Source organism: Sphingomonas sp. PP-CC-1A-547 (genome assembly GCF_003610375.1).
Taxonomy (GTDB): domain Bacteria; phylum Pseudomonadota; class Alphaproteobacteria; order Sphingomonadales; family Sphingomonadaceae; genus Sphingomonas.
Map to the genome: position 1 here is coordinate 25499 of NZ_RAPZ01000011.1, position 25018 is coordinate 50516.

26 protein-coding genes and 1 riboswitch are annotated in these 25018 nt (G+C 66.2%); of the genes, 9 read left to right on the top strand and 17 right to left on the bottom strand.

What is annotated here, in order from left to right:
* Positions 1-62 precede the first annotated feature (62 nt).
* On the bottom strand, positions 63-1037 hold the full coding sequence (locus tag C8J39_RS06335; protein WP_120299783.1) for an RcnB family protein: 975 nt from the start codon (positions 1035-1037) through the stop codon (positions 63-65).
* A 436-nt stretch (positions 1038-1473) separates the two neighbouring features.
* Entirely contained in the window at positions 1474-2019 is a 546-nt protein-coding gene (locus tag C8J39_RS06340; RefSeq protein ID WP_120299784.1) for a (2Fe-2S)-binding protein, read from the bottom strand.
* Positions 2020-2123: 104 nt separating this feature from the next.
* Here C8J39_RS06340 and C8J39_RS06345 point away from each other — a divergent pair, with 104 nt between their 5' ends.
* Complete coding sequence (locus tag C8J39_RS06345) at positions 2124-3419, top strand: sugar MFS transporter (protein ID WP_120300435.1); 1296 nt, start codon at positions 2124-2126, stop codon at positions 3417-3419.
* A gap of 60 nt (positions 3420-3479) precedes the next feature.
* Here the strand turns inward: C8J39_RS06345 and C8J39_RS06350 are convergent, their stop codons facing one another.
* From C8J39_RS06350 to C8J39_RS18680, 4 genes are all read right to left on the bottom strand, one after another.
* Complete coding sequence (locus tag C8J39_RS06350) at positions 3480-4613, bottom strand: CaiB/BaiF CoA-transferase family protein (protein ID WP_120299785.1); 1134 nt, start codon at positions 4611-4613, stop codon at positions 3480-3482.
* Between the two features lie 73 nt (positions 4614-4686).
* Positions 4687-5871, bottom strand: a complete 1185-nt coding sequence (locus C8J39_RS06355) for an acyl-CoA dehydrogenase (RefSeq protein WP_120299786.1) — start codon at positions 5869-5871, stop codon at positions 4687-4689.
* 67 nt (positions 5872-5938) lie between these two features.
* Positions 5939-6259 (bottom strand): hypothetical protein, encoded by a 321-nt coding sequence (locus C8J39_RS06360; protein ID WP_107962674.1) that lies wholly within the window; start codon positions 6257-6259, stop codon positions 5939-5941.
* A 2-nt stretch (positions 6260-6261) separates the two neighbouring features.
* Positions 6262-6438, bottom strand: a complete 177-nt coding sequence (locus C8J39_RS18680; RefSeq protein ID WP_165895153.1) for a hypothetical protein — start codon at positions 6436-6438, stop codon at positions 6262-6264.
* Between the two features lie 113 nt (positions 6439-6551).
* Here C8J39_RS18680 and C8J39_RS06365 point away from each other — a divergent pair, with 113 nt between their 5' ends.
* Positions 6552-7184, top strand: a complete 633-nt coding sequence (locus tag C8J39_RS06365; RefSeq protein ID WP_243649755.1) for a S24 family peptidase — start codon at positions 6552-6554, stop codon at positions 7182-7184.
* A gap of 186 nt (positions 7185-7370) precedes the next feature.
* Here the strand turns inward: C8J39_RS06365 and C8J39_RS06370 are convergent, their stop codons facing one another.
* The 9 genes from C8J39_RS06370 to C8J39_RS06410 all read right to left on the bottom strand — a co-directional run bounded on the left by C8J39_RS06370 (position 7371) and on the right by C8J39_RS06410 (position 16182).
* Entirely contained in the window at positions 7371-8285 is a 915-nt protein-coding gene (locus C8J39_RS06370) for an SDR family NAD(P)-dependent oxidoreductase (protein WP_120299788.1), read from the bottom strand.
* Positions 8286-8380: 95 nt separating this feature from the next.
* Positions 8381-8701 carry a hypothetical protein gene (locus C8J39_RS06375; RefSeq protein ID WP_056057295.1) on the bottom strand — a complete coding sequence of 107 codons (321 nt, stop codon included), beginning with the start codon at positions 8699-8701 and terminating at the stop codon, positions 8381-8383.
* A gap of 116 nt (positions 8702-8817) precedes the next feature.
* A complete protein-coding gene (gene phoB, locus C8J39_RS06380) occupies positions 8818-9510 on the bottom strand; it encodes a phosphate regulon transcriptional regulator PhoB (protein WP_055873047.1) in 693 nt (230 codons plus the stop codon).
* On the bottom strand, positions 9510-10199 hold the full coding sequence (gene phoU / locus C8J39_RS06385) for a phosphate signaling complex protein PhoU (RefSeq protein ID WP_056057297.1): 690 nt from the start codon (positions 10197-10199) through the stop codon (positions 9510-9512). Before phoU ends, phoB begins: the two co-directional genes overlap by 1 nt.
* Positions 10200-10213: 14 nt before the next feature.
* Positions 10214-10993: a phosphate ABC transporter ATP-binding protein PstB gene (gene pstB / locus C8J39_RS06390; protein WP_056051462.1), complete on the bottom strand. Its 780-nt coding sequence runs from the start codon at positions 10991-10993 to the stop codon at positions 10214-10216.
* On the bottom strand, positions 10993-12291 hold the full coding sequence (gene pstA, locus C8J39_RS06395; protein ID WP_120299789.1) for a phosphate ABC transporter permease PstA: 1299 nt from the start codon (positions 12289-12291) through the stop codon (positions 10993-10995). The genes pstB and pstA overlap by 1 nt, the downstream gene beginning before the upstream one ends.
* Positions 12284-13660 (bottom strand): phosphate ABC transporter permease subunit PstC, encoded by a 1377-nt coding sequence (gene pstC / locus C8J39_RS06400; protein ID WP_120299790.1) that lies wholly within the window; start codon positions 13658-13660, stop codon positions 12284-12286. Before pstC ends, pstA begins: the two co-directional genes overlap by 8 nt.
* Positions 13661-13850: 190 nt before the next feature.
* On the bottom strand, positions 13851-14909 hold the full coding sequence (locus C8J39_RS06405) for a substrate-binding domain-containing protein (RefSeq protein WP_120299791.1): 1059 nt from the start codon (positions 14907-14909) through the stop codon (positions 13851-13853).
* Positions 14910-14955: 46 nt separating this feature from the next.
* Complete coding sequence (locus C8J39_RS06410) at positions 14956-16182, bottom strand: ATP-binding protein (protein ID WP_120299792.1); 1227 nt, start codon at positions 16180-16182, stop codon at positions 14956-14958.
* Between the two features lie 213 nt (positions 16183-16395).
* Between C8J39_RS06410 and C8J39_RS06415 the strand changes: the two genes are divergently transcribed.
* From C8J39_RS06415 to C8J39_RS06430, 4 genes are read left to right on the top strand one after another with little or no spacing between them, the layout of a single operon-like run.
* Positions 16396-16821 (top strand): hypothetical protein, encoded by a 426-nt coding sequence (locus C8J39_RS06415; protein ID WP_120299793.1) that lies wholly within the window; start codon positions 16396-16398, stop codon positions 16819-16821.
* Between the two features lie 4 nt (positions 16822-16825).
* Positions 16826-17101 carry an HPr-rel-A system PqqD family peptide chaperone gene (locus C8J39_RS06420; RefSeq protein ID WP_243649756.1) on the top strand — a complete coding sequence of 92 codons (276 nt, stop codon included), beginning with the start codon at positions 16826-16828 and terminating at the stop codon, positions 17099-17101.
* Entirely contained in the window at positions 17098-17958 is an 861-nt protein-coding gene (locus C8J39_RS06425) for an HprK-related kinase A (protein ID WP_120299794.1), read from the top strand. The genes C8J39_RS06420 and C8J39_RS06425 overlap by 4 nt, the downstream gene beginning before the upstream one ends.
* Complete coding sequence (locus C8J39_RS06430; RefSeq protein ID WP_120299795.1) at positions 17943-18932, top strand: nucleotidyltransferase family protein; 990 nt, start codon at positions 17943-17945, stop codon at positions 18930-18932. The genes C8J39_RS06425 and C8J39_RS06430 overlap by 16 nt, the downstream gene beginning before the upstream one ends.
* Here the strand turns inward: C8J39_RS06430 and C8J39_RS06435 are convergent.
* The gene (locus C8J39_RS06435; protein WP_120299796.1) at positions 18929-19288 is read right to left on the bottom strand and encodes a hypothetical protein; all 360 of its coding nucleotides are present in this window, start codon (positions 19286-19288) and stop codon (positions 18929-18931) included. The genes C8J39_RS06430 and C8J39_RS06435 overlap by 4 nt on opposite strands.
* The gene (locus tag C8J39_RS06440; RefSeq protein ID WP_120299797.1) at positions 19285-19968 is read right to left on the bottom strand and encodes an HAD family hydrolase; all 684 of its coding nucleotides are present in this window, start codon (positions 19966-19968) and stop codon (positions 19285-19287) included. Before C8J39_RS06440 ends, C8J39_RS06435 begins: the two co-directional genes overlap by 4 nt.
* 62 nt (positions 19969-20030) lie before the next feature.
* On the opposite strand from C8J39_RS06440, the gene glmU reads away from it, so the two are divergent.
* The 3 genes from glmU (at position 20031) to gcvT (ending at position 25018) form a co-directional block, all read left to right on the top strand.
* Positions 20031-21413 carry a bifunctional UDP-N-acetylglucosamine diphosphorylase/glucosamine-1-phosphate N-acetyltransferase GlmU gene (gene glmU / locus C8J39_RS06445; protein WP_120299798.1) on the top strand — a complete coding sequence of 461 codons (1383 nt, stop codon included), beginning with the start codon at positions 20031-20033 and terminating at the stop codon, positions 21411-21413.
* A 21-nt stretch (positions 21414-21434) separates the two neighbouring features.
* A complete protein-coding gene (gene glmS / locus C8J39_RS06450; protein ID WP_120299799.1) occupies positions 21435-23258 on the top strand; it encodes a glutamine--fructose-6-phosphate transaminase (isomerizing) in 1824 nt (607 codons plus the stop codon).
* Positions 23259-23512: 254 nt separating this feature from the next.
* Positions 23513-23616: riboswitch (glycine riboswitch) on the top strand.
* Between the two features lie 154 nt (positions 23617-23770).
* On the top strand, positions 23771-25018 hold the full coding sequence (gene gcvT, locus C8J39_RS06455; protein ID WP_120299800.1) for a glycine cleavage system aminomethyltransferase GcvT: 1248 nt from the start codon (positions 23771-23773) through the stop codon (positions 25016-25018).

The window sequence follows — 25018 nt, forward strand, 5'->3', positions numbered from 1 at the left end:
TCACCACCGCGGGGCTCCCCCTGTTACCTTAATGCCGGTAAGCCGCAATTCTCAGAAAGGGCCTACCAGAAGATGTCGTACACCGTGTCGACCACGCGGCCGCTGTCGAGATCGACCAGCAACGCGTCGTTGTAATAGCGCACCCAGCGATATGGGCCGTACGCCTCGGGCAGGCGGTAGGTGTACGGGTCCTGGATCCAGTAATTCTGGTTGTAGAGGATGCTGTTCAGCGAAAAGCCGACGCCGAAGCGACGATAGCCCGACCCCCAACCGCTCGGCGCGTAGTAGCGTGGCAGGCGGTACGCGCCGCGGTTGGATGCGCGGTAATTGCTCCAGGCATAGCGGTTGTCGTTGCGCCAGCCACGGTTCCATGCGCCGCCTTGGTTGTAATGGCCCTGGTTGTAGCCGCCGCGACCATAGCCCTGGACGTTGCCGTAGGCGCGGTTGGGCTGGCGGTTCTGGTAACCGTCGCGACCGCCGTTGCGCCAGTCGCTCCGGTTGTCATTGCGCCCGTCGTTGCGCCAATCGCCGCGTCCACCGTTGCGGTCGAACTGGCCGCGATCCGCCTGCTGGTTGCCGCGATCGAAACCGGGGCGTCCCTGGTCGCGGTTCCAGTCGGGGCGGTTCTGGCCGGCTTGCGGGTCGGAACGGGTCTGGCCGTTCCAGCCCTGACCCTTGCCGCGCTGACCGTTCCAAGCCTGTTGGTCGCCACGCTGCCCGCCGCGCTGCCCGTTCCAATCGGCACGGCCTTGACCATCTGGGCGGTCTCCGCGGACTTGCGGCTGCGTGCCGAGATCGGCGCGCTGCGGGCGCTGGCCTTGGTCCGGCGCGGCAGGGCGGTCGGGGCGCTGCTGGAAGGGTTGTCCGTCCGGACGTGGGCCCCGATCGCCACGATCCTGACGCTGGGCGCGGTCAGGGCGCTGGCCTCGGTCACCGCGGTCCTGATCGACCTGTTGCGCGGTCGCGTTAGTCGCCATGGTGGTCGCCGGCACCAAGGCGGATGCTGCCATCAAGAGTTTGAGAAACTTGCCCGTCATTGCCGTCGTCCTCGACTGCCGGCGCACGAGCCGGCTCCTATGATGTGTCGGGTCTAGACGTTGCGGGGTGTGAAGAGGCTGAATGGGTTCGTCAGCGATTAGACAGGTTTAGGTGCAGAGTGGGCGATAGTTCATGTCGGCTAGTCTTCGTAGCGGACGCATGAAACTTATCTTCCAAACAGCCACCGCCCCGGCGGAGGCCGGGGCCCAGTTGGGGATGGTGGGTGACAGAGTGCGGCGATACATTACTCTGGACGTTCCAACTGGGCCCCGGCCTCCGCCGGGGAGGCGAAGAAGGGGCGCGCCGGTTTTTCCTAGCCTGACGGGGCGTTAGGCTACGTTTTGTTTCCCCACCTTGTTCTCCCGCGAAGGCGGGAGCCCAGACTGGACTCCCGCCTTCGCGGGAGAACAAGCCTTGGCTAACTGTGTGGATCGCCTATCGCGCCGGCGGCGGCACCAGCGCCGGCACCAGCCGCGCGGAGTCCGCCGGGTCGATCCCCGGCCTTGGTCCCGCAGCAATAACCTCTTCCCCCCGCATCGCCCTTCCGGCACGCTGCACCGCCTCGACCACGCGCGGATACACCCCGCATCGGCACAGGTTCGTGATTTGCTCGCGGATCAGCGCTTCGCTCGGATCCGCATTGCGCTTCAGCAAGGCTGCGGCGGCCATGATCATCCCCGGGATGCAGAACCCGCACTGCGACACCGACTCCGTGATAAACGCCAGCTGCACCGGATGATTGCGTTCGCGCGACAGGCCCTCGATCGTCGTGACGTAGGCGCCTTCGATCGAACCGATCGGCACCCGGCAACTCCGCACCGCGCGCCCATCGATATCGACTGTGCACGCGCCGCACTGCCCCGTGCCGCAGCCATATTTCGTCCCCGTCAGGTTCGACGCATCGCGCAACGCCCACAGCAGCGGCGTCTCGTTGTCGAGCTTGTATTCGATCGGTTCGTTGTTGACGGTGAAGCGGCTCATGCCCGCCGTCCTAGCTCGCCGGGACGGATCGCACCACGCGGCATTGCCACGCGCCGTCGCCCCGGCTTATGTCGCGCGGAAATACCGCGAGGGGGCGCACCACGATGCACGTCGATACCAAATCCACACCAGCGGCCGGAGGCGATGCCAGCCACGGCTACGACGCGCCCGACCTGCGCGTGTTCGTGTTCGCGCTGTTCTTCATCTTCGGCGGCATCACCTCGCTGAACGACATTATCATCCCGAAGATGAAAGAGCTCTTCACGCTGGACCACGCGACCGCGATGCTGGTCCAGTCGGCGTTCTTTCTGGCCTATGCGCTGTTCTCGATCCCCGCCGCCGCGATCGTGCGCAAGGCCGGCTACATGCGGACCGCGTCGATCGGCCTCGTGACCATGACCGCAGGCTGCCTGTTGTTCATCCCCGCTGCAGGACAGGCGAGCTTCGGCATGTTCCTGTTCGCGCTGTTCGTGCTCGGCGCAGGCATCACCGTGGTGCAGGTCGTCGCCAATCCGCTGATCTCGGCGCTCGGCCATCCCAAGTCGGCGTCGAGCCGCCTGACGTTCGCGCAGGCGTTCAACTCGCTCGGCACCACCATCTTCCCGTATGTCGGCTCCGCGCTGATCCTCGGCGGGCTGGCGACGGTCGACTCTTCGAAGCTCACCGGCGCCGCGCTCGACGCGTACCGGACGGAATCGTCGCGGACCGTCGTGCACACCTATATCGGCCTCGCGATCGCGCTGCTGATCGTCGCCGCGGTCGTGTGGACCCGTCGCAACCGGCTCAACGAGGAGCAGGACCAGACCGGCAGCATCTTCCACGCGTTCACGCTGCTGAAGCGCCCGCGGTTCGCGATGGGGACGGCGTGCATCTTCCTGTACGTCGGTGCCGAAGTCGCGGTCGGCTCGCTGATCGTCAACTATCTGATGCAGCCGAGCGTGATGGACCTGAGCGACGTCGCCGCGGGCAAGCACGTGCCGTTCTACTGGGGCGGCGCGCTGGTCGGCCGGTTCATCGGCGCCTACGTGCTGAACAAGGTGTCGCCGGGCAAGGTGCTCGCCGGCGTCGCTACCGGCACGCTGGCGCTGATCCTGATCTCGGCGAACACCGAGGGCGCTTTGTCGGGCTGGGCGTTGCTCGCGATCGGCCTGATGAACGCGGTGATGTTCCCGACGATCTTCTCGCTGGCGTCGGAGGGTCTCGGCAAGCGTGCGGCGGAAGGCTCGGGCGTGATCGCTACCGCGATCGTCGGCGGCGCGATCGTCCCGTATCTGACGGGGATGCTGGCGGACAAGTCGGGCAGCCTGCACTTCGCGCTGCTGCTCCCCGCGATCTGCTACGCGCTGATCCTGGCATACGGGTTGTATGCCCGGAAACCGGTGGTCGAAGCGGCCTACTGAGCGTGTTCCCCCGTGAAGGCGGGGGCCCAGACTGGGTCCCCGCCTTCGCGGGGAAACAAACTACTGCGACGATCCAAGCATCGGCGCGGCCCGCCCGGTCGCGAGATCGGCATCCGAAAACCGGATCGGCGTACGCAGCCCCGGGACCAGAGACCCATCCGGCCGCGCGACTTCGATCGCCATCCCCCGCGCGACAACCTGCGGATCATCGAACGCCTGCGCCACCGTATTAATCGGCCCGGCCGGCACCCCGACCGCCTCCAACCGCGCCAGCAACTCGAGCTTAGGCACCAGAGACGTCGCCGCCTCGATCCCCCCGAACAAGATGTCCTTGAACGCCAGCCGCCCGGCATTGGTCGCGAACCGCGGATCGTCGCGCATCTCGGGCAAGCCCATCGCGTCACAGAACCGCCGGAACTGCCCGTCATTCCCGACAGCCAGAATGAACCACCCATCGGCGCACGGAAACACCGCATACGGACACACGTTCATATGCGCATTCCCAACCCGCGTCGGCGACACGCCGCTGGCGAACCAGTTCATCGCCTGGTTCGCCAGCACCCCCGTCATCGTATCGAGCAGCGCCATGTCGATCTGCTGCCCCTTGCCGGTCCGCTCGCGCATCGCCAACGCCGCCTGGATCGCGATCACCGCGTAGAGCCCGGTCATGATGTCGGCGAACGCGACACCGATCTTCTGCGGCGCGCCATCAGGCTCGCCGGTCAGGTCCATGATCCCGCTCATGCCCTGGACGATGAAGTCGTAGCCCGCGCGAGGCGCATAGGGCCCGTCCTGCCCGAACCCGGTGATCGAGCAATACACCAACCGCGGGTTGATCGCGGCGAGCGTGGCGTAGTCGAGCCCGTATTTCGCGAGCCCATCGACCTTGAAGTTCTCGATCACGACGTCCGCGTCGGCGATCAGATCGCGGACGATCGCTTGGCCGTGAGGGGTCGTAAAGTCGGCCACGACCGATCGCTTCCCGCGGTTGGCGGCATGGAAATAGGCGGCGTCGCGCGTGCCGTCGGGGTTGTCGATAAACGGCGGCCCCCAGGTTCGCGTGTCGTCACCGGCTGGGCTCTCGATCTTGACGACGTCGGCACCGAGATCGCCAAGGACTTGCCCCGCCCAAGGCCCCGCAAGGATCCGCGCGAGTTCGACCACCTTCAAGCCGGCGAGGGGCGTATCCTTCACCTGTGTTCTCCCGCGAAGGCGGGAGCCCAGACTGGGTCCCCGCCTTCGCGGGGAAACAAACTGCCTAATTCGATCAAAACGCAGCGATACCCGTGATCGCGCGCCCGAGGATCAGCGCGTGCACATCATGCGCCCCCTCATACGTGTTGACCGTCTCCAGGTTCATCAGGTGGCGCATCACCTGATACTCACCCGAAATCCCGTTGCCGCCGTGCATGTCCCGGCTCATCCGCGCGATATCGAGCGCCTTGCCGACGTTGTTGCGCTTGACGATCGAGACCATCTCCGGCGCGAACCGGCCCTCGTCCATCAACCGCCCGACGCGCAACGACGCCTGCAATCCGAGCGCGATCTCGGTCTCCATGTCCGCCAGCTTCTTCTGGAAAAGCTGCCGCCCCGCCAAAGGCGTGCCGAACTGGTTGCGGTCGAGCCCGTACTGCCGCGCCGCATGAAAACAGAACTCCGCCGCGCCGAGTGCCCCCCACGAAATCCCGTAGCGAGCACGGTTGAGGCAGCCGAACGGCCCCTTCAACCCCTGCACGTCGGGCAGCAGCGCGTCGTCGCCGACCTCGACCTCGTCCATCATCACCATGCCGGTGATCGACGCGCGCAACGACAGCTTGCCCTCGATCTTCGGCGTCTCCAGCCCCTTCATCCCGCGCTCGAGGATAAAGCCGCGAATGCCGCCGCCGTGCTCGTCGGACTTTGCCCAGATCACGAACACGTCGGCGATCGGCGAGTTCGAAATCCACGTCTTCGCGCCCGAGATCACATAGCCGTTGGCCGTCTTCTTCGCGCGCGTCGTCATCCCGCCGGGATCCGACCCCGCATCCGGCTCGGTCAGCCCGAAGCAGCCGATCCACTCGCCGGTCGCGAGCTTGGGCAGGTATTTGCGCTTCTGTTCCTCGGACCCGAACGCGTTGATCGGGTACATAACCAGGCTCGACTGCACCGACATCATCGAGCGATAGCCGGAGTCGATCCGCTCGACCTCGCGCGCGACCAGCCCGTAGGCGACATAGGACGCACCGACGCCGCCATATTCCTCGGGGATCGTCGGTCCGAGCAAGCCGAGTGCGCCCATCTCGCGGAAAATCGCGGGATCGGTATGCTCGTGCTGGAATGCGCCGATGATCCGGGGCGCGAGCTTGTCGTCGGCATAGGCCTTTGCGCTGTCGCGGATCATACGCTCGTCCTCGCTCAACTGATCGTCGAGCAGGAACGGATCCGCCCAGTCGAACTTGCCCATCTCGGCCATATGAATCTCCTTCGTTGACCGCCGACTTCGTGGTTCGGTCAGTGAAAGTCCACCCCTGACGAGACGTTTACGCGTCGATCAGCGTCAGCACCGCGATCGTCACGTGCTCGCGGTCGCCGATCGACTCGATGCGGTCGACCACCAGATCGGCAACGATATGCCCGCGCATCGCGAACTCCGCTTCGGGCAACGCGTCGATCCAGTCTCGAAGACCGGGTACGGGCATCGCCGCGATCGTCAGCCGGTGCAGCGTGCCGACGAACGTAGCGCTCGCCCAGGGCGTGCACGCGATCGACTCGACGTGCATCGTCAGGCCTGCCGCCCCCGCATGGCCGCGGAGTGCGCGTATAAGCAGCGTGCCCGCATCGGGGCCGCGGATCGCGTCCATCCTCACGATCCGTGCCGTTCTATGAACGTCTCGATCCGCGCCACCATCGGCGCGCGCGGCTGGCGACCGAGTCGGAGATCGTGGACCAGCCGCGGATCGCCGACCGCCAGCCGGCCGAATTTCGACGTCGGCATGCCGGTCTGCCGCAGATATCGGTCGATCTTGATGAGAACGGACATGGTCGCTCCTTCCTGTTCCTAGCCCAAGACCCCGCCCGAGTCTCTGCCTGTGTTCTTGATCTGTTCCGGTAAATCCTACTTGTCTAGGAAAATTCCTACGCTACGGTTCGGGCGTGGCTAGAACCGTGTCCGATCCCGATCCAAGAACCGCGCTGGCAACGCTGGCCGCGGCGCGTGGCGACAGTCTGGCGGCGTTGTCGGCGATGCTGGGGCGCAACGCGGCGTACCTTCAGCAATATGTCCGGCGTGGATCGCCGCGGGTGCTCGGCGAACGCGACCGTCGATTGCTGTCGGAATATCTGGGGGTGAGCGAGACAACGCTGGGCGCACCCGCCGACCGGCCGGCAGGGTTCCGCATCCGCAAGCTCGACGTCGCGGCGTCGGCGGGGCCGGGCGCGCTGGTCGATGGCGAGATCGTGCTCGGCACCGACACGCTGGACCCCGGCCTCGCGCGGAAACTAGGGCTAAGGGACGGGCAGGCGGCGATCATCCGCGTGCGCGGCAATTCGATGGAGCCGGGCCTGTTCGACGGCGATCACATCGTGGTCGACACCGCCGACCGTACGCCGCGCGCGAAGGGCGGGGTGTACGTCATCCGGATCGACGACGCGGTGATGGTGAAGCGCGTGGCCTTGGTACGGGGGGCGTTGGTGGCGACCAGCGACAATCCTGATGCAGGGCCGGTGCCCGACGGAGCTATCGTGGTCGTCGGTCGAGTAGTCTGGCAGATGCGAGAGCCGCGATAAGGGTGACGGTCGATGCTCTGATCCTCCCCCGCTAGGGGGAGGTGGCACCGAAGGTGACGGAGGGGGAGGGCACGGCACGGACCGTATCTCATGCCGCCCCCTCCGTCAGGCTGACGCCTGCCACCTCCCCCTGGCGGGGGAGGATCGTTTACGATGGCGTTCTGCGACCTCGACTAAGTGCGACCGTCAGCGCCCCTGCAACTTGCTCAGGATGGTCATCGACTGTTCCGAGCCTGACTGCGGGACGATCTCACCAGTCCGGTCGATGATCGAGTCCCAGTGCGCCGCGACACCCTCCACCGATAGATCGTCGCCGGTCAGCAACTTGCCCTGCGTCAGCGTCACATACGCCGCCTGGAACACACCGGCGCCGGCGCCGACGATCATGTTGGTGGGGGCGTCCTCCGACACGAGGAACACCGCGGCAGGCGCGACCTTGTCTGGGGAGAACGCCTTGAACGCCTCCTCGGGGAAGATGTCCTGCGTCATCCGCGTGCCCGCGGTCGGCGCGATCGTGTTGACCTTGATGTTGTTCTTCGCACCCTCGATCGCGAGCGTCTTGGTCAACCCCGCAAGGCCGAGCTTGGCGGCGCCGTAGTTCGCCTGCCCGAAATTGCCGTAAAGACCGGTCGACGACGCGGTCATCAGGATGCGGCCGTAGTTCTGGCCGCGCATCGTGTCCCACACCGCCTTGGTCGCGTTGGCGGAGCCGTTGAGGTGGACGTCCACGACGAACTTGAAGTCGGCAGGCTCCATCTTGGCGAAGCTCTTGTCGCGCAGCACGCCGGCGTTGTTGATAAGGATGTGGACGCCGACCCATTTCTCGGAGGCGCGGGCGACCATCTCGACCATCTGGTCGTACTCGGTGACGCTGCCGCCGTTCGCCATCGCCTCGCCGCCGGCCGCTTCGATTTCCTCGACGACCTTCAGCGCAGCGTCGGAATGGCCGGTGCCGTCGCGCGACGCACCCAGATCGTTGACCACGACCTTCGCGCCACGACGGGCGAGTTCGAGCGCGTATTCGCGACCCAGGCCACCGCCTGCGCCGGTGACGATCGCAACGCGGCCTTCAAAGCTGATAGACCCAAAGTTCTCAGACATGGAAAAGGCGCCCCTCTCTTATAGTTGGAGCGCCTTTCCTAGAACGTAAAGCCAGCTAGGCAAGCGGCAGGATCACCCGCCGCTTGCCGCCGGACTTACTTGCCGCCGCGGTTGCGGCAGCCGTCCTTGACCGTCTTCGAGCATACCGGATACTCGGCGGGTGCCGGCGTCGGCGGGGTGACGGTCGGCTGGCCGAACGTCACGCCACCGGCAGGTGCTGGCGGTGCCATCGGTGCGGCGGGTGCTGCTGCCGGATCGGCAGGAGCGGCCATCGCAGGATCGGCAGGCGCTGCGGGATCGGCCGGTGCCGCCTGGTCCGCGGGCGCGGTCTGCGCGGCGGGGTCTGCCGGCGGCGTCGTCTGGGCGATCACGGGCGACGCGAGAAGAGCGGCGGCGGCGAAGAGAATGGACTTCATACGAATCTCCTAAATGGGTGCACCATTTTGGTAGCGCGACGTCTGAACGCACTAAGTCGTGCTTGGGTCCTTCGTTTCGCATCCGATTCCATTCGCCCCACCGCGGGACAGTCTCGTTATCCGCCCGTATCGAGCGAATAGCCCGCCGAACGAACGGTGCGGATGATATCCGGACGCTCGCCGACGTTGATCGCTTTCCGGAGTCGCCGGATGTGCACGTCGACCGTCCGGCTCTCGATATCCGAGTCATGGCCCCAGACTGCATCGAGCAGCCGTTCGCGCGAGAACACCCAGCCCGGATGCTCGAGGAAATGCTTCAGCAGCCGGAACTCGGTCGGTCCGAGCGACACTACCTCGCCCGAGCGACGCACTTTGTGCCCGACGGTATCCATCTCGATGTCGGCATAGCTGAGCGCTTCGCCGGCAAGGGCAGGGCGGACGCGGCGCAACACCGCCCCGACGCGCGCGACGAGTTCGCGCGGCGAAAACGGCTTCGTTACGTAATCGTCGGCACCGGTTTCGAGACCGCGCACGCGATCCTCCTCCTCACCACGCGCGGTGAGCATGATGATCGGCACGTTCTGCGTCTCGGGCGCGCGGCGCAGGCGACGACACACCTCGATCCCCGACAGCCCCTCGACCATCCAGTCGAGCAGGACGATGTCGGGCACCTTCTCCTTGGCGAGCAGCAGGGCTTCCTCGCCATCGGGGGTATGCGCGATCTCGAAATCCTCACGCTTGAAATGCCAGACCAGCAATTCGGCCAGCGCAGCATCGTCCTCGACCAACAGCATTTTCGCGCGTGCCATTATGCCTGCTCCTTCTTTATGCCGCGTTCGCGATCGACCATCTGCGTGCCGGTCGCGGCGAAATAGACCATCTCGGCGACGTTGGTGGCGTGATCGCCGATCCGCTCGAGGTTCTTGGCGACGAACAGCAGATGCGCGACCTGACCGATCGTCCGCGGATTCTCGACCATGTAGGTGACGAGCGTGCGGAATATGCTGTCGTAGAAATCGTCGAGCGCATTGTCGCATTCGACGACGCGGACGGCTTCCTCGGGATCGCGCGCGGCAAACGCGTCGAGCACGTCGTGGACCATCTCGCTCGCCATCCGGCCCATCGCGGGCAGGATCGAGATCGGCTCGATCCGGTGCTCGCTCTCGATCATCGGCACGCGCTTGGCGATGTTCTTGGCATAATCGCCGATCCGTTCGACGACGCCGGCGATCTTAAGCGCGGCGACGACCTCACGGAGATCGACCGCCATCGGCGCGCGCAACGCGATGATCCGCACCGCGAGCCGCTCGACCTCCGCCTCGATGACGTCGATCTGCTTGTCGGCGACTCGCACCTGCTCCGCGAGCGCGAGGTCGTTGCGTTGCAGCGCCTGCATCGCCTTGTCGATCGCGTCCTCGGCGAGCCCACCCATCTGCGAGATCAACCCGCGGAGCTCGCCGATGTCGTTGTCGAAGGCCTTGACCGTATGCGTGTTCATGGTCGTTTCCCGACTCAGCCGTAACGGCCGGTGATGTAATCCTTGGTCCGCTCTTCGCGGGGATTGGTGAAGATGTCCGAGGTGTTGCCGTATTCGACCAGCGTGCCGAGGTGGAAGAACGCGGTCTTCTGGCTGACGCGCGCGGCCTGCTGCATGTTGTGCGTGACGATCACCATGGCATAGCGGCCGCGCAGTTCGTGGATCAGCTCCTCGATCTTGGCGGTCGCGATCGGATCGAGTGCCGAACACGGCTCGTCCATCAGGATGACCTCTGGATCGACGGCGATCGCGCGCGCGATGCAGAGCCGTTGCTGCTGGCCGCCCGACAGCGCCGTGCCGCTGTCGGAGAGGCGATCCTTGACCTCGTCCCACAGGCCGGCGCGGCGCAGCGACTTCTCGACGATCCGGTCGAGATCCGCTTTCGCACCCGCCAACCCGTGGATGCGCGGTCCGTAGGCGACGTTCTCGTAGATCGATTTCGGGAACGGGTTGGGCTTCTGGAACACCATGCCGACGCGGGCGCGGAGCTGCACCACGTCCATGTCGGGCGAATAGATGTCCTGGCCGTCGAGCTTGATCTCGCCGGTGACGCGCGCGCTGGCGACGGTGTCGTTCATGCGGTTGAGCGTGCGCAGGAAGGTCGACTTGCCGCAGCCCGACGGGCCGATGAATGCGACCACCTCGTCCTGATCGACGTCGATCGAGACGTCGTTGATCGCGATCTTGCTGCCATAGGCGACAGAGACGTTGCGCGCCGTCATCTTGAGGACGGGAGGCTTGAAAGGTTTTGGCATCACCAGCGGGTCTCGAATCGGTTGCGGAGGTAGATCGCGACGCCGTTCATCGCGAGCAGGAACACGAGCAGGACGATGATCGCGGCGGAGGTCTTCTCGACGAAGCCGCGGCTGACCTGATCGGACCAGAGAAAGATCTGGACGGGCAGCACGGTCGCGGGATCGCTTAGCCCGGATGGCGGGGCTGCAATGAACGCGCGCATGCCGATCATCAGCAGGGGCGCGGTTTCGCCGAGCGCGCGCGCCATGCCGATGATCGTGCCGGTGAGGATACCGGGCAGCGCGAGCGGCAGGACGTGGTGGAACACGACCTGCACCGGTGATGCACCGATCCCGAGCGCGGCGTCGCGGATCGACGGCGGCACCGCCTTGATCGCGTTGCGCCCGGCGATGACGATGACGGGCATCGTCATCAGCGCGAGCGTCAGGCCGCCCACAATAGGTGCCGAGCGCGGCATCCCAAACGTGCCTAGGAACACGGCCAGTCCTAGCAGGCCGAAGATGATCGACGGCACTGCGGCGAGGTTGTTGATCGACACCTCGATCAAGTCGGTCCAGCGGTTCTTCGGCGCATATTCCTCGAGGTACAGCGCCGACAGCACGCCGATCGGGAACGCCAGCAGCAACGTGACGATCATCGTCAACAGCGACCCCTTGAACGCCCCCCAAATCCCGACTCGGGTCGCATCGGTCGAGTCCGCCGAGGTGAGGAAGCTCGCGTTGAACCCGCGGGTCAGCGCGCCGCTCGCCTTCAGTCGCGCGACGATCGCTTCGGCGCCGCGCGTGCCATTGCCCTTGGCGGCGACGTCGATCGGGCTGGAGACGGGGACCTCGAACACGGTCTTGCGCTGGAGCAGCGACGGGTCGGCCTTGATCGCATCGCGGACCACCGCCCAGGCGCCGTCGGAAAGCAGGTCGGCGCCGTCCTTGCCGAACGCCTTGGTCGCGGCGAGGTCGACGGTGCCTTCGAGACCTGCACCGGCAAGCGCGAGATCGGCGCCGCGACCGACGAGGCGGGCGGGCTCGATCGGCAGCTTGGCGGCGGCGAGATCGATCGGAAGCGACACGCGCGTTTCGACGAACCCGCTTGCGCCCTGCATCACCATCGTGATCAGCAGATAGGCGAGGAAGGCGGCGGACAGCCACACCGCGGCTAGCCCGGCGAAGCGGAAGCGGCGCTCGGATGCATAGCGACGGCGGATGCGCGATTGCATCGCCTGCGTCGTCCAGTCGGTCGGGACGCGACGCACCGGTTCCGCGGCACTTACGGGCAGTTGGGGCACGAGCGTGTCACTCATAGGCTTCGCGGTACCGTTTGACGACGCGCAGCGCGACGATGTTGAGGAGTAGCGTGACCACGAACAGCGTCAGACCCAGCGCGAACGCGGCGAGCGTCTTGGGGCTGTCGAACTCGGCCTCGCCGGTCAGCAGGTCGACGATCTGCTTGGTGACCGTGGTGGTGCTGGCGAACGGGTTGAGCGTCAGTGTGGCGACGCCGGACGCGGCCATTACGACGATCATCGTCTCGCCGATCGCGCGCGACACCGCCAGCAGCACGCCGCCGACGACACCGGGCAGCGCGGCCGGGAGCAGCACGCGGCGGATCGTCTCCGACGAGGTCGCGCCCATCGCGAGGCTGCCATCGCGCATCGACGACGGGACCGCGGCGATCGAGTCATCCGCCATTGACGACACGAACGGGATGATCATGATGCCCATCACGAGACCGGCGGCGAGAGCGCTTTCCGACGATGCCCAGCTGATCCCGACCGACACGGCGAGGTCACGCACCGCGGGCGCGACGGTCAGCGCGGCGAAATAGCCGTAGACGACGGTCGGCACGCCCGCGAGCACCTCGAGGATCGGCTTCATCCATTTGCGCGTGTTCGGCGCGGCATATTGCGTGAGGTAGATCGCGCTCATCAGCCCGAACGGGATCGCGACGATCATCGCGATCACCGCGCCGATGAAGAACGTCCCCCAGAACAACGGCACCGCGCCGAGCGACGCACCCGGATCGCGGCCATCAATCACCTGCGGGCTCCAGTGCGTGCCGAACAGGAAGTCGGTGATCGGCACGACCGAGAAGAACCGCGCGGATTCGTACAGCAGCGACGCGACGATACCGACCGTGGTCAGGATCGCGATCAGCGATGCGCCGAGCAGCATCAGCATCACGACCCGCTCGACCTGAGTCCGTGCACCGAACCCGGGTTTGACGCGGGTGAAGGCGAACGCGCCGCCGGCAAAGGCGAGCAGCAGCGCGGCGGCGGTGGCGATCCAGTCGTAGCGCGATTGTGCCGCCGCGTAGGACGGGGCGAGCGTGCGGGCGAGCCCGTGGAACGCGCCGAAGCTGCGACCTTCCGCGAGGCTGCGCGCTTCGGACAGGATCGAGGCGCGGTCGAAGCCGGGGGGCGGGAGCTGGATCGCGGCCGGCGTGGCAAGCACGGCATCGGTGACGAGCGCCGGCGCGGTCATCGACCAGATCACAAGGAAGACGAGCGGCGGGATCGTGGTCCACAGCGCGACGTACCAGCCGTGATGCGACGGCAGCGAGCTGAACCGCACGGTGCTGCCGGCGCGGAACCGCGTGGCGCGGACTCGTGCGGTGAGCCAGCCGATCAGGCCCAGGCCGAGGACGAGGAACAGGAGGGCGATGGGGGACATCAGGCGTGTCCTCCTATAGCAACCACCCCGGCGGAAGCCGGGGCGGTCGTGAAACGATCAGCCTGCATCGCAAGACTCTCGTTCCCCCGCGGACGCGGGGGCCCAGCTAAGCCAGGATAGCGCGCTTGGCCCCTGGGCCCCCGCGTCCGCGGGGGAACTAGGACGGGAGTGCGGTTGGACGAAACACCCATCACGACAACACCGCCGGATCCAGCACCGTCTCATTCGCGATAATCGCCGCCGATCGCGCCTGAACCGCCGCCGGCGACGCAATCAGCCCCCGCTTCACCAACGGCCCCGTAGCCCCCCAGTTCGCCGCATACAGCTTCAACAAATTCCGCAACCCCGGGATCGCGGTCAGGTGCGCCTTCTTCACATAGATATAGAGCGGCCGAGACCCCGGATACGCATTGTCCGCGATCGTCGCATAGGTCGGCGCGACGCCCGAGATCGATACCCCGTTCACGTCGTCCTTGTTCTCTTCGAGATAGCTGTACCCGAACACGCCGATCGCATTCGGGTTCGACTGCAATTTCTGGACGATCAGATTGTCGTTCTCGCCGGCATCGACATACACGCCGTCTTCGCGCACCCGCGTGCACAGCGCCTTGTGCGCCTCGGCATCCGACTTCGCGAGCGCCTTGGCCGAAGGATCGCTCGCTTCGCACCCCTTGGTCAGGATCAGCTCGGCCAGCGCATCGCGCGTGCCACTCGTCGCCGGTGGCCCATAAACCTGGATCGGCACAGCCGGCAGCGCCGGGTTCACGTCGCGCCAGACCCGAGCCGTGTTCACCTTGCCCCCCGGATTGGCGGCCAGCGCCTTGTAGAGATCGGTCGGCGTCAGCTGCATCTTCGGGCCGTTCTTCGCCTCGGCAAAGGCGATCCCGTCGATCCCGACCTGGATCTCGATCACGTCGCGCACGCCATTCTTGGCGCACGTCGCGTATTCGCTCGCCTTCATCCGCCGCGACGCGTCCTCGATATCGGGATGCGCCGCGCCGACCCCCGCACAGAACAGCTTCATCCCCGCCCCGGTCCCGGTCGATTCGATCACCGGCGCCTTCGCATCGGGATCGTTGGCCACGAGCTGCTCGGCGATCATCGTCGTGAACGGATAGACCGTCGACGACCCGACCGCGGTGATCTGGTCACGCGAGCCCGCACCGCCGCCGTTCGCCTGATCGACGCACGCGGCCAGAGCCCCAACCACCCCTAGAAGAACGAACCGCTGCACCAGAATTCCCGTCATGCACCGGCCTTAGCGGTACTTAAGACGATCCTGTGTGACAGTTGGGTTACCCTTTTATGACAGCGCCTTTGGTCGCGCCACCGCTCGGGGGCAGGATGACGGAAACCACCGTCCCGACGCCGACCTGACTCGCGATATCGAGCCGACCGCGGTGCCGCTCGACGATATGCTTGACGATCGCCAGCCCGAGACCCGTCCCGCCTAGCGACCGGCTGCGTCCCGCATCCGCGCGATAGAAGCGCTCGGTCAGCCGCGGGATGTGCACCGCCGCGATCCCGTCGCCCTCGTCGCGGATCGACAGGCGGATCATTCCGGCATCGTCGCGCTTCAGTTCGATCGTCACTGGGGTCCCTGCGCGCCCATATTTCATCGCGTTGCCTATGAGGTTGTGGAGCATCTGCGACAGCTGCACCCGATCCCCCGACACCGAGGAAAGGTTCGGATCGATCGTCGCGACCAGATCATGTCCCCGATCGCCCGCCGCATCGGCGAGTTCCTCGCGCGTGTCCTCGACAAGCTGGGCGAAATCGACCGCCTGGTCGGGCAGGCGAAACTTCTCCGCCTCGATGCGCGACAGCGAGATCAGATCCTCGACCAGCCGCTGCATCCGCCGCGCCTCGTCGTCCATCACCTTCAAGAATCGTGCACGAACCTCGGCATCCTCGCCCGCCTCGTCGCGCAACGTCTCGATAAACCCTAGGATCGAAGCCAGCGGCGTGCGCAGTTCGTGGCTGGCATTGGCAACGAAATCGATCCGCATCCGCTCGGCCGCGTAGTTGCCGGTCTGGTCGACGAGGTGGACGATGCGCTGGCCCTCCGACGTCTCGCTGAGCAGCATTTCCCAGCGCTGATCACGCGTGCCAAGCCCGACCAGCTCGATAGGCCGCTCGCCGTCGATCGGCCCCGGCGTCCCGAGGCGCTCGGCGGCGGCGGGGTGGCGGATCGCAACGCGCGCGTCCTCGCCAAGGATATGCGCGCCGAGCAACGTCCGCGCGGCACGATTGGCGACCACCACGCGGCCGTCCTCCACGAGCATCACCGGCGCGACGATCGCATCGAGAACGTCGTCGAGCACGGACGGCGACACGCTCGTCGCGTCGTCCAGGGCAGGCGCCTCGTCCCCGGTGCCGGCAGCGACCAGCGCGGCGGCGATCCCGCCGACCAGAGCCACGATCGCGCCCTGCACGTCATGCGTGAGCGCGAACACCGCCACGGCAGCGATGACGACCACGACGATCGCCCAAAACGTACGCAGGCCAAATCCGGAAAGCATTGCGGTCTCCTGGGACGGAATCGACGTCCATGCGCAGCGCCATACAGCGGCACGATGCAAACCGGTATCGTCTGTTGGCGCCGTCGACTTGCCGACCGCGGAAACGAACGGCGTGTGAAGTCGTCCTACTCCGGCACGCTCCCGCGCCCATCGGTACAGCGATGTTGTCAGCGCTTCAGGATTATGAAAGGGCTGTGGTCTAGCAGGGGCATCATGGACGACATCGAATTCAACCAAGACCCGGTCGCAACCGCGGAGACCGACGCCGGCGTTCCATCGCGTCGCCGCGTGCTGGCGCTCGGAGCGGTGACCGCAGGCATGGTAGTGTCAATTCGCCCGGCGCTCGCGCAGACCGCGGGTTCGGTGTTGAACTGCGAGATTCCGGTGCCCGATCCGGGCCGCGCCGGCAGCTATATTGATGCGAACGGCGGCGTCGTACCGGCGCGTACCAAGGGCGCATTCCCACCCTCGACGCGCGCGTTCAAGGGCGAAGAGGTCAAGCGCGCGATGGCGAGCGGCAGCACGCTGCCCGGCACCGATTCGGACCGCAGCCGCGCGTACGTCAAATATATCCGCCGGTTGCAGCGCGGCCAGGGCGGCTTCACCTGCTTCGCATCGTTGCAGATGCCGCGCGGCTGAAGCCGTGTCGGAAACGATCTTTCGGGGCCCGCCCGACGGGGGCCTGCTGATCGCGCCGCTCGATGAATTCACCGCGGTCTATCATCGCGCGTCGGGGATCACGCACTTACTGACCGAACCCGCGCCGCAGATTCTGGCGGTGTTAGGCGAGGGAGCATCGTCGCTGGACGTCCTCCTGGAGCGGCTTGGACGGGACTATGATCTCGATGACGGTACGCGTGAGGCTTTGGCGGCACGGCTAGAAGAACTCGTCGAAGCCGGACTGATCGAGCGGGCATGAGACACGCATTCTCCGTTCGGATCGGCCCGGTCGGCTTTCGCATCGGCTCCGACTGGCGCGCGCCGATCGCCGAACTCCAAAGCCTGTACCGCGATTACCCGAAGCCGCACGACGGCATCCCCGATTTCACCGTGCGCCTGTTTGCGCGGCGTCCATGGCGACGGATCATCCGCCCGTCCGTCGAGATCGGTGGCGACTACATGCTTCCCGAAGCCGCACCGCTGCCGCTCCGTCAGGGATTGCTCGCAGCCGAGATGGCGATGAACCTGCAGATGGCGCTGGGCGCCCGCCGCTATTTGTTGCTTCACGCGTCCGCAGTCGAGCGCGATGGTCGTGCCCTGTTGATGACCGGCATCTCGGGCGCAGGGAAATCGACGCTCGCGACGCTGTTGGCCGCAAAGGGCTGGCGGTTCATGGGGGACGAGTTCGCGTTGCTCGATCCCGCGACCGGGCTGATCCACGCGTTCCCGCGACAGATCAGTCTCAAGAACGAAGCGATCGCTACGGCCGAGACAGCGTGGCCTGATGCGCGGATGGGGCCGCTGATGCCAGCGACGCCGAAAGGCGACATCCGCCACATGGTCCCTGATGCACGTGCGATCGCGGCGATGGATGTGCCCGCAACGCCCGCGCTGCTGGTGTTTCCGCGCTATGGTTTCGAGGCGGAGACGCGACCGGTGCCACCGGCCGAGGCGTTCGTTCGCATGACGCAGGCCTCGACGAATTACGTCGCGCTGGGCGAGGCCGGCTTTCGCGCTTTGACGGGCCTGATCGCCGACGTCCCTTCGGTCGCGATCGATTATCCGGACGGGGCAAGCGCGATCGAGCAGGTCGAGGCGCTATGGTCCGCGCTGTGAGCGACGCTCGCATCCTCGCCTGCGCGCTCGCCGATCCGGCCAGCATCGTCGGGCTCGATGCGGACGGCTGGACCGCACTGCTGACGATGGCGCGAGCGGAGCAGTTGATCGGTACGCTGGCAATGCGTCTCGACGGCCTGCCGATGCCGGAAGGCGTGAAGGTTATCCTCGCCGACGCAAGCGCCGCTGCCGAACACGGCCGCCGCGCCGCGCTCTGGGAGGCCGAGATGGCCCGGCGTGCGCTGTCCGCGGTCGACTGCCCGGTCATCCTGCTGAAGGGCACCGCGTTCGTCGCGGCGGGTTTGTCGGCAGGGCAAGGGCGGTCGATCGGCGACCTCGACATCCTTGTGCCCCGCGCATCGATCGACGCGGTCGAGACGGCGCTGCTCGCGGCTGGCTGGGAATGGGTGAAGCCCGACCCGTATGACGATGTCTATTATCGCCGCTGGATGCACGAACTCCCGCCGCTGATCCACCGTGAGCGCGACCGGATGATCGACGTCCACCATACCATCCTGCCACTGACCGCGCGGATCACGCCTGATGCGGCGGCGCTAATCGCCGGGAGTTTCACACTGGAAAACGGCCTGCGGATACTCTCCCCCAACGGAATGCTTATACACGCGGCGGCGCATCTGTTCGCCGATGGAGACCTCGCCGGCGGGCTCCGCAACCTGTGGGACATCCGCTGTCTGATCGAGGAGTTCGGCACCGACGGCCTCGACGAGGAGGCAGAACGTCACGGCCTATCCCGCGAAGTGGCCCGGTCCTTGCGCCTCGTCGATGCGCTTTTCGCCGAAGGAACCGCGCGCGGGGCCGATCGCCTCTACATACGGCGCATCACCGCACGCGACGGCTGGGGCAGGCCGACCCGACCGATCACCCGGCTGGCCTTCTACGTCCGCTCGCACTGGCTGCGTATGCCGCTAGCGATGCTCGCGCGCCATTTGTGGACGAAGTGGCGCAAGGCTTAATTAAGACGTGCGCCACGCCTGCGTCGGACGGCCCAGACGATCAGCAACACGACCGTGATCGCCAGCGTATCGGCGATCCAGTCGTAGATGTCGCAATCGCGGTGCAGCGATGGGATGGCCTGCAGGACCTCGATCATCGCGCCGAGGAACGACAGCCTCTCGCCGATCCGGAACAGCCGCGCGGTCGGAAACGACAGCGCCGCCAGCAGCGCCATCGTCGCAAACGCGAGCATATGGCCGAACTTGTCGCCGAACTGGTCGATCGGCATGTGCGGCGGCTTCGGCAGCAGCGCCATCGTCACCGCGAACACGATCGCCACGACCAGCGCAACGCGCGTGAGCGTCGTCCGGTTCATGCGCCGAGCCTTTCGAGCGTCGGGACGAGTTCGTCGAAACCGTCGATCACCGCGTCGGCGCCAAGCTCTGCTACGGGCTGCATCAGAAAACCGAAGCTGCACGCGATCGTCGGCAGGCCTGCTGCTTGCCCCGCCTGGATGTCGAAGATCGAATCGCCGACGAACGCCGCGCGGTCTCCGCCGCCCCCGCTTTCACGACACAGCTTCACCATCTCGTGGATCGGCATTGGCGACGGCTTCGACTCCGCCATCGTATCGCCGCCCAGGATGCAGGCAAATCGATCGGTCAGTCCGAGTTCGCTCAGCACGGTCCGCGCGAACCGTTCGATCTTGTTGGTGACGATCCCCAGCGTCACGCCCTTCACAGCCAAAGCGTCCAGCGCGTCGATCACACCTGGGTAAGGCTTTGTCAGCACACAGATATTCGCCTCGTAATAAGCGAGCAGATCGGCATGCAGCGTGTCGAGCATCGGCTCGTCATAGCCGCCGGTCGCGGTCAGGCCCTGCTTTAGCATGTGCCGCGCGCCGCCGCCGATCATCGGCTTGACCTGCTCGACGGTAAGGGGCGGGCGACCGACCGTAGCGAGCGCGTGGTTGACCGCGGCGGCTAGGTCGCCGCTCGTGTCGAGCAACGTGCCGTCGAGGTCGAACCCGACGATATCGAATAAAAAATGCGTCATTGGGTGCGGGCCTGCCAGCGAGACTATGGAATTGGCAAGGCTTTCGTGGCAGCGATCCTTCCATGACGACGCATTCCATCGACCAACCGATTCCGGCCCACCCCATCGCAGTCGTGATCCTCGCCGCCGGCAAGGGGACGCGGATGAAATCCGATCTTCACAAGGTGCTTCACCCGATCGCCGGGCGGCCGATGCTGCTGCATCTCGTCGCAAGCGCGGCGGCGTTGCAGCCGGCGAAGACCGTCGTCGTGACGGGGGCAGGGCGTGAACAGGTCGAGGCGGCGGTCGCACCGCTCGGCATCGCCACCGCGCTCCAGGCGGAGCAACTCGGCACCGGCCATGCGGTCGCGCAGGCGCGCGCGGCGCTGGACGGGTTCGAGGGCGACGTGCTGATCCTGTACGGCGATGTGCCTTTGGTCACCGCCACGACGATGCAGCGGATGATCGACCGGTTGCACGCCGACGACACGCCCGCCGTCGTCGTGCTCGGCTTTCGCCCCGAAAATCCCGGCGCCTATGGTCGCGTGATCGCCGACGCTGCGGGCCGGATGGACCGGATCGTCGAGTATAAGGACGCATCCGAGGCGGAACGCGCGGTGACGCTGTGCAACTCCGGGCTTATGGCGGTGCGCTCGACCGACCTGTTCTTGTTGCTCGACCGGCTCGGCAACGACAATGCGGCGGGCGAATATTACCTTACCGATATCGTCGAGCTTGCCGCAACCGCCGGCCGATCGTCCGCGGTCATCGAAACTGGCGCGGACGAGGTCGCCGGCGTCAACAGCCGCGGCGAACTCGCTGGTGTCGAGGCCTCATGGCAGGCCGCGCGTCGCGTGCAGGCGATGGTCGACGGCGCGACGTTGATCGCCCCGGAAACCGTCTGGTTCTCGCACGACACGCAACTCGGTCGCGACGTCGTGATCGAACCCAACGTCGTCTTCGGCCCCGGCGCGCGCATCGCTGACGGCGCGACGATCCATGCTTTCAGCCATGTCGAGGGCGCGATCGTCGGCAAGGGCGCCAACGTCGGTCCGTTCGCCCGCCTCCGCCCCGGCGCGGATCTGCACGCGGACGCCAAGGTCGGCAATTTCGTCGAGATCAAGAAGGCGATCATTGGCGAAGGCGCGAAGGTCAGCCACCTTAGCTATATCGGCGACGCGGACATCGGCGCGGGCGCGAACATCGGCGCGGGCACGATCACCTGCAATTACGACGGTTATTTCAAATACCGCACGGTCGTCGGCGAGGGGGCGTTCATCGGCTCGAACTCGGCCTTGGTCGCGCCCGTGAATATCGGCGCCGGCGCGATCGTCGCGGCAGGCTCGGTCGTGACCGCCGATGTCGACGCAGACGCACTTGCGCTGGTACGCCCGGCGCAGATCGCCAAACCTGGTTGGGCGGGGCGGTTCCGTGAGAAAATGATAGCCCGCAAGGCTGCTCGATAATGCGTTTCTGGAGTAAATCGAATGTGTGGCATCGTTGGAATTCTTAGCGGCGAAGACGTCGCGGGCCGGCTGCTCGACGGCCTGAAGCGGCTCGAATATCGCGGCTATGACTCGGCCGGCATCGCGACCGACAATGACGGCGCGATCGAGCGCCGGCGCGCGTCGGGCAAGCTGGTCAATCTGGCGAACGAACTCGCCGCGCATCCGCTGCCCGGCAAGACCGGTATCGCGCACACTCGCTGGGCGACACATGGCGGCCCGACCACCAACAACGCGCATCCGCACGCCACCGGCGAAGTCGCGGTGGTCCACAACGGCATCATCGAGAACTTCAAGCCGCTGCGCGACGAACTGATCGCGCGCGGCCGGATGTTCACCAGCGAGACCGACACCGAGGTCGTCGCGCATCTGGTGAGTGAAAAAGTCGAGGCGGGGATGGACCCCGTGTCGGCGGTCCGCGAGATCCTGCCGCGCCTTCACGGTGCGTTCGCGCTCGCCATCCTGTTCCGCCAGCATCCCGATCTCCTGATCGGCGCGCGGCTCGGTTCGCCTTTGGTTGTCGGCCACGGCGAGGGCGAGATGTATCTCGGCTCCGACGCACTCGCGCTCGCGCCGCTGACGCAGCGGATCGCGTATCTCGACGAGGGCGACTGGGTCGTTCTGACCCGCGACGGCGCGCAGGTCTACGACCGCGACAACGCACCCGTGGAGCGCGCTATCACGATTTCTGGGATCACCGGCGACGTGATCTCGAAGGGCAACCACAAGCATTACATGCTCAAGGAAATCTACGAGCAACCGATCGTCGTCGCTCAGACGCTGCGCTCGTATCTGAAGCGGATGGAAGGCGAGATCACGCTGCCGATCCCCGAGTTCGACCTGTCGACGATTAAGCGCGTCACCATCGTAGCGTGCGGGACGAGCTTCTACGCGGGCATGGTCGCCAAATACTGGTTCGAACAGTTCGCGCGCGTCCCCGTCGACCTCGATGTCGCATCCGAGTTCCGCTACCGCGAGCCGGTGATGGAGGAGGGCGGCCTCGCTCTCTTCATCTCGCAGTCGGGCGAGACCGCGGACACGCTCGCGGCGCTGCGCCACGCCAAGGCCGAGGGCCAGAAGATCGCGGTCGTCGTCAACGTGCCGACCAGCACGATGGCGCGCGAGGCCGATCTGCTGCTGCCGACGCACGCGGGGCCGGAAATTGGTGTGGCTTCGACCAAGGCGTTTACCTGCCAGCTCGCTGTGCTTGCCGCACTTGCTGCCAACCTAGCGCGCGCGAAGGGCTTGCTGACGAGGGACCAGGAGCGCGAGATTGTCCGCCACCTCGCTGAGGCGCCCGCCGCGCTCAATGGTGCGCTGGCGTATGACGAGGCGATCGAGGCGATGGCGCACAACATCGCCGGCGCGCGCGACGTGCTGTATCTCGGCCGCGGCACCGATTACCCGCTGGCGCTCGAGGGCGCGCTGAAGCTGAAGGAAATCAGCTACATCCATGCCGAGGGCTATGCCGCGGGCGAGATGAAGCACGGTCCGATCGCATTGATCGACGAGCATGTCCCAGTCATCGTCATCGCGCCGTCGGGGCCGCTGTTCGACAAGACCGTCAGCAACATGCAGGAAGTCATGGCGCGCGGCGGCAAGGTCGTGCTGATCTCGGATTACGACGGGATCCAGGCCGCCGGCGAAGGATGCATGGCGACGATCACCATGCCCAAGGTTCACCCGCTGATCGCGCCTTTGGTGTACGCGGTACCGGTCCAGTTGCTCGCGTATCACGTTGCGGTGCTGAAGGGCACGGACGTCGACCAGCCGCGGAATCTGGCGAAGAGCGTGACGGTCGAGTAATCGGCTTCGCATTCGAAGAGCAAACCCAACACCAATATACCACCCCGGCGAAGGCCGGGGCCCAATTGGGGGACGGAGGTAACTGAGGCGCGCTCCTCCGTTACGGCGACCTTTCCAATTGGGCCCCGGCCTTCGCCGGGGTGGTGCGTATGGTAGGCGGCGAACGCCGATTTCTTTCCGCCGCACACAACCCTCGATTGACTAAGATTGTGCGCCGCGTCACAACTCGCGGCGTCGATGTCGGGCAACCGGCATGGCACCGCGCGGGAGAGCGTTTCCGGTCCTTTCAGGGCTGATGGAACCGCCGAAGGAGCAACCACCCCGGAATCTCTCAGGCACCAGAGACCGCGCGGGGCTGATCGACACTCTGGAAAGCGTCCTGACGCGAGTCGAGGGCCACCGAAGGGGTAAGCGCTGGACAAGTCCGGCGCGAAAGCTCTCAGGTCCCGTGACAGAGGGGGTTCGGATCGTTGCACCCATTGGTGCCGCGCGCCCCTTCGACGGAGACGACCATGAGCGACCCAGAACTGCGCGATTACGCCAGCATCATCGACCAGGCGGACGATTACGTCGAGCCCGAGATCCTGCCCTTGCCGCTCGACGCGTGGCACCGCGCACAGGGCGCGCGGATGGTCGAGTTCGCCGGCTACGAGATGCCGATCCAGTATGAGGGCATCATGGCCGAACACGCCTGGACGCGCGACTCGGCCGGCCTGTTCGACGTCAGCCACATGGGCCAGCTCGTCTTTTCCGGCGAAGGCGTGGCGCACGCGCTCGAAACCGTCCTGCCGGGCGATATCGCTGGTCTCGCCGAGGGCAAGATGCGCTATTCGCTGCTGCTCGCGCAGGACGGCGGCATCCTCGACGACCTGATGGCCACGCGCCTTCCCGACGATCAGCCTTCGCCTTTCGCCGCGCAGGACGTCGAGCCCGAGGCATACGACCCGCTCCACCCGTCGCCGACCGCCAGCGGCAGCTTCTACGTCGTCGTCAACGGTGCGACCAAGTACGACGACATCAGCTACCTGATCGAGCATCTGCCCGACGACGTCACGATCAACATCCTCGAAGACCAGGCATTGCTTGCAGTGCAGGGCCCCAAGGCGGTCGAGGCGGTCGCGCGGATCGTCCCCGAAGTCGACGGCCTCGTGTTCATGACCGCCGGTGCGTTCCACTGGAACGACGTCCCGCTCTGGGTCAGCCGCTCGGGCTACACCGGCGAGGACGGCGTCGAGATTTCGCTCCCCGCCGAACACGCCGTCGCGTTCGCCGACGCGCTGCTCGCGCTTCCGGAGATCAAGCCTATCGGCCTCGGCGCACGCGACTCGCTGCGACTCGAAGCCGGTTTGCCGCTCTACGGTCACGACCTCGATCCCGAGATCACGCCGGTCATGGCCGACCTCGGTTTCGCGCTGTCGAAGCGCCGCCGCGAAGCCGCCGACTTCCCCGGTGCCGAGCGTATCCTCACCCAGCGCGAGCACGGCCCCGCCACCAAGCGCGTCGGCCTGATCGTCGAGGGGCGCCAGCCCGCGCGCGAAGGCGCCGAAGTGATCGACGACACCGGCGCGACGATCGGCCGCCTCACCAGCGGTGGTTTCGCACCCACCCTCGGGAAGCCGATCGCGATGGCCTATGTGCCGCTCGCGCTGTCGACGCCAGGCACCCGCATCGAGATCGCGCAACGCGGCAAGGTCCACACCGCCACCGTCACCGCGATGCCCTTCATTCCCCACCGCTACGTCCGCGCAGGAGCCAAGTGA

Bases quoted from the DNA above. Each gene is read 5' to 3' on its own strand.
- C8J39_RS06425 (WP_120299794.1), top strand. From the start codon at position 17,098: ATGAGACACGCATTCTCCGTTCGGATCGGCCCGGTCGGCTTTCGCATC.
- C8J39_RS06435 (WP_120299796.1), bottom strand. From the start codon at position 19,288: ATGAACCGGACGACGCTCACGCGCGTTGCGCTGGTCGTGGCGATCGTG.
- C8J39_RS06375 (WP_056057295.1), bottom strand. From the start codon at position 8,701: ATGAAGTCCATTCTCTTCGCCGCCGCCGCTCTTCTCGCGTCGCCCGTG.
- C8J39_RS06360 (WP_107962674.1), bottom strand. From the start codon at position 6,259: ATGGACGCGATCCGCGGCCCCGATGCGGGCACGCTGCTTATACGCGCA.
- glmU (WP_120299798.1), top strand. From the start codon at position 20,031: ATGACGACGCATTCCATCGACCAACCGATTCCGGCCCACCCCATCGCA.
- pstA (WP_120299789.1), bottom strand. From the start codon at position 12,291: ATGAGTGACACGCTCGTGCCCCAACTGCCCGTAAGTGCCGCGGAACCG.
- C8J39_RS06430 (WP_120299795.1), top strand. From the start codon at position 17,943: ATGGTCCGCGCTGTGAGCGACGCTCGCATCCTCGCCTGCGCGCTCGCC.
- C8J39_RS06370 (WP_120299788.1), bottom strand. From the start codon at position 8,285: ATGTCTGAGAACTTTGGGTCTATCAGCTTTGAAGGCCGCGTTGCGATC.
- C8J39_RS06405 (WP_120299791.1), bottom strand. From the start codon at position 14,909: ATGACGGGAATTCTGGTGCAGCGGTTCGTTCTTCTAGGGGTGGTTGGG.
- C8J39_RS06440 (WP_120299797.1), bottom strand. From the start codon at position 19,968: ATGACGCATTTTTTATTCGATATCGTCGGGTTCGACCTCGACGGCACG.
- C8J39_RS06335 (WP_120299783.1), bottom strand. From the start codon at position 1,037: ATGACGGGCAAGTTTCTCAAACTCTTGATGGCAGCATCCGCCTTGGTG.
- pstC (WP_120299790.1), bottom strand. From the start codon at position 13,660: ATGTCCCCCATCGCCCTCCTGTTCCTCGTCCTCGGCCTGGGCCTGATC.
- glmS (WP_120299799.1), top strand. From the start codon at position 21,435: ATGTGTGGCATCGTTGGAATTCTTAGCGGCGAAGACGTCGCGGGCCGG.
- C8J39_RS06345 (WP_120300435.1), top strand. From the start codon at position 2,124: ATGCACGTCGATACCAAATCCACACCAGCGGCCGGAGGCGATGCCAGC.
- phoB (WP_055873047.1), bottom strand. From the start codon at position 9,510: ATGGCACGCGCGAAAATGCTGTTGGTCGAGGACGATGCTGCGCTGGCC.
- C8J39_RS06410 (WP_120299792.1), bottom strand. From the start codon at position 16,182: ATGCTTTCCGGATTTGGCCTGCGTACGTTTTGGGCGATCGTCGTGGTC.
- pstB (WP_056051462.1), bottom strand. From the start codon at position 10,993: ATGCCAAAACCTTTCAAGCCTCCCGTCCTCAAGATGACGGCGCGCAAC.
- C8J39_RS06340 (WP_120299784.1), bottom strand. From the start codon at position 2,019: ATGAGCCGCTTCACCGTCAACAACGAACCGATCGAATACAAGCTCGAC.
- C8J39_RS18680 (WP_165895153.1), bottom strand. From the start codon at position 6,438: ATGTCCGTTCTCATCAAGATCGACCGATATCTGCGGCAGACCGGCATG.
- C8J39_RS06415 (WP_120299793.1), top strand. From the start codon at position 16,396: ATGGACGACATCGAATTCAACCAAGACCCGGTCGCAACCGCGGAGACC.
- phoU (WP_056057297.1), bottom strand. From the start codon at position 10,199: ATGAACACGCATACGGTCAAGGCCTTCGACAACGACATCGGCGAGCTC.
- gcvT (WP_120299800.1), top strand. From the start codon at position 23,771: ATGAGCGACCCAGAACTGCGCGATTACGCCAGCATCATCGACCAGGCG.
- C8J39_RS06355 (WP_120299786.1), bottom strand. From the start codon at position 5,871: ATGGCCGAGATGGGCAAGTTCGACTGGGCGGATCCGTTCCTGCTCGAC.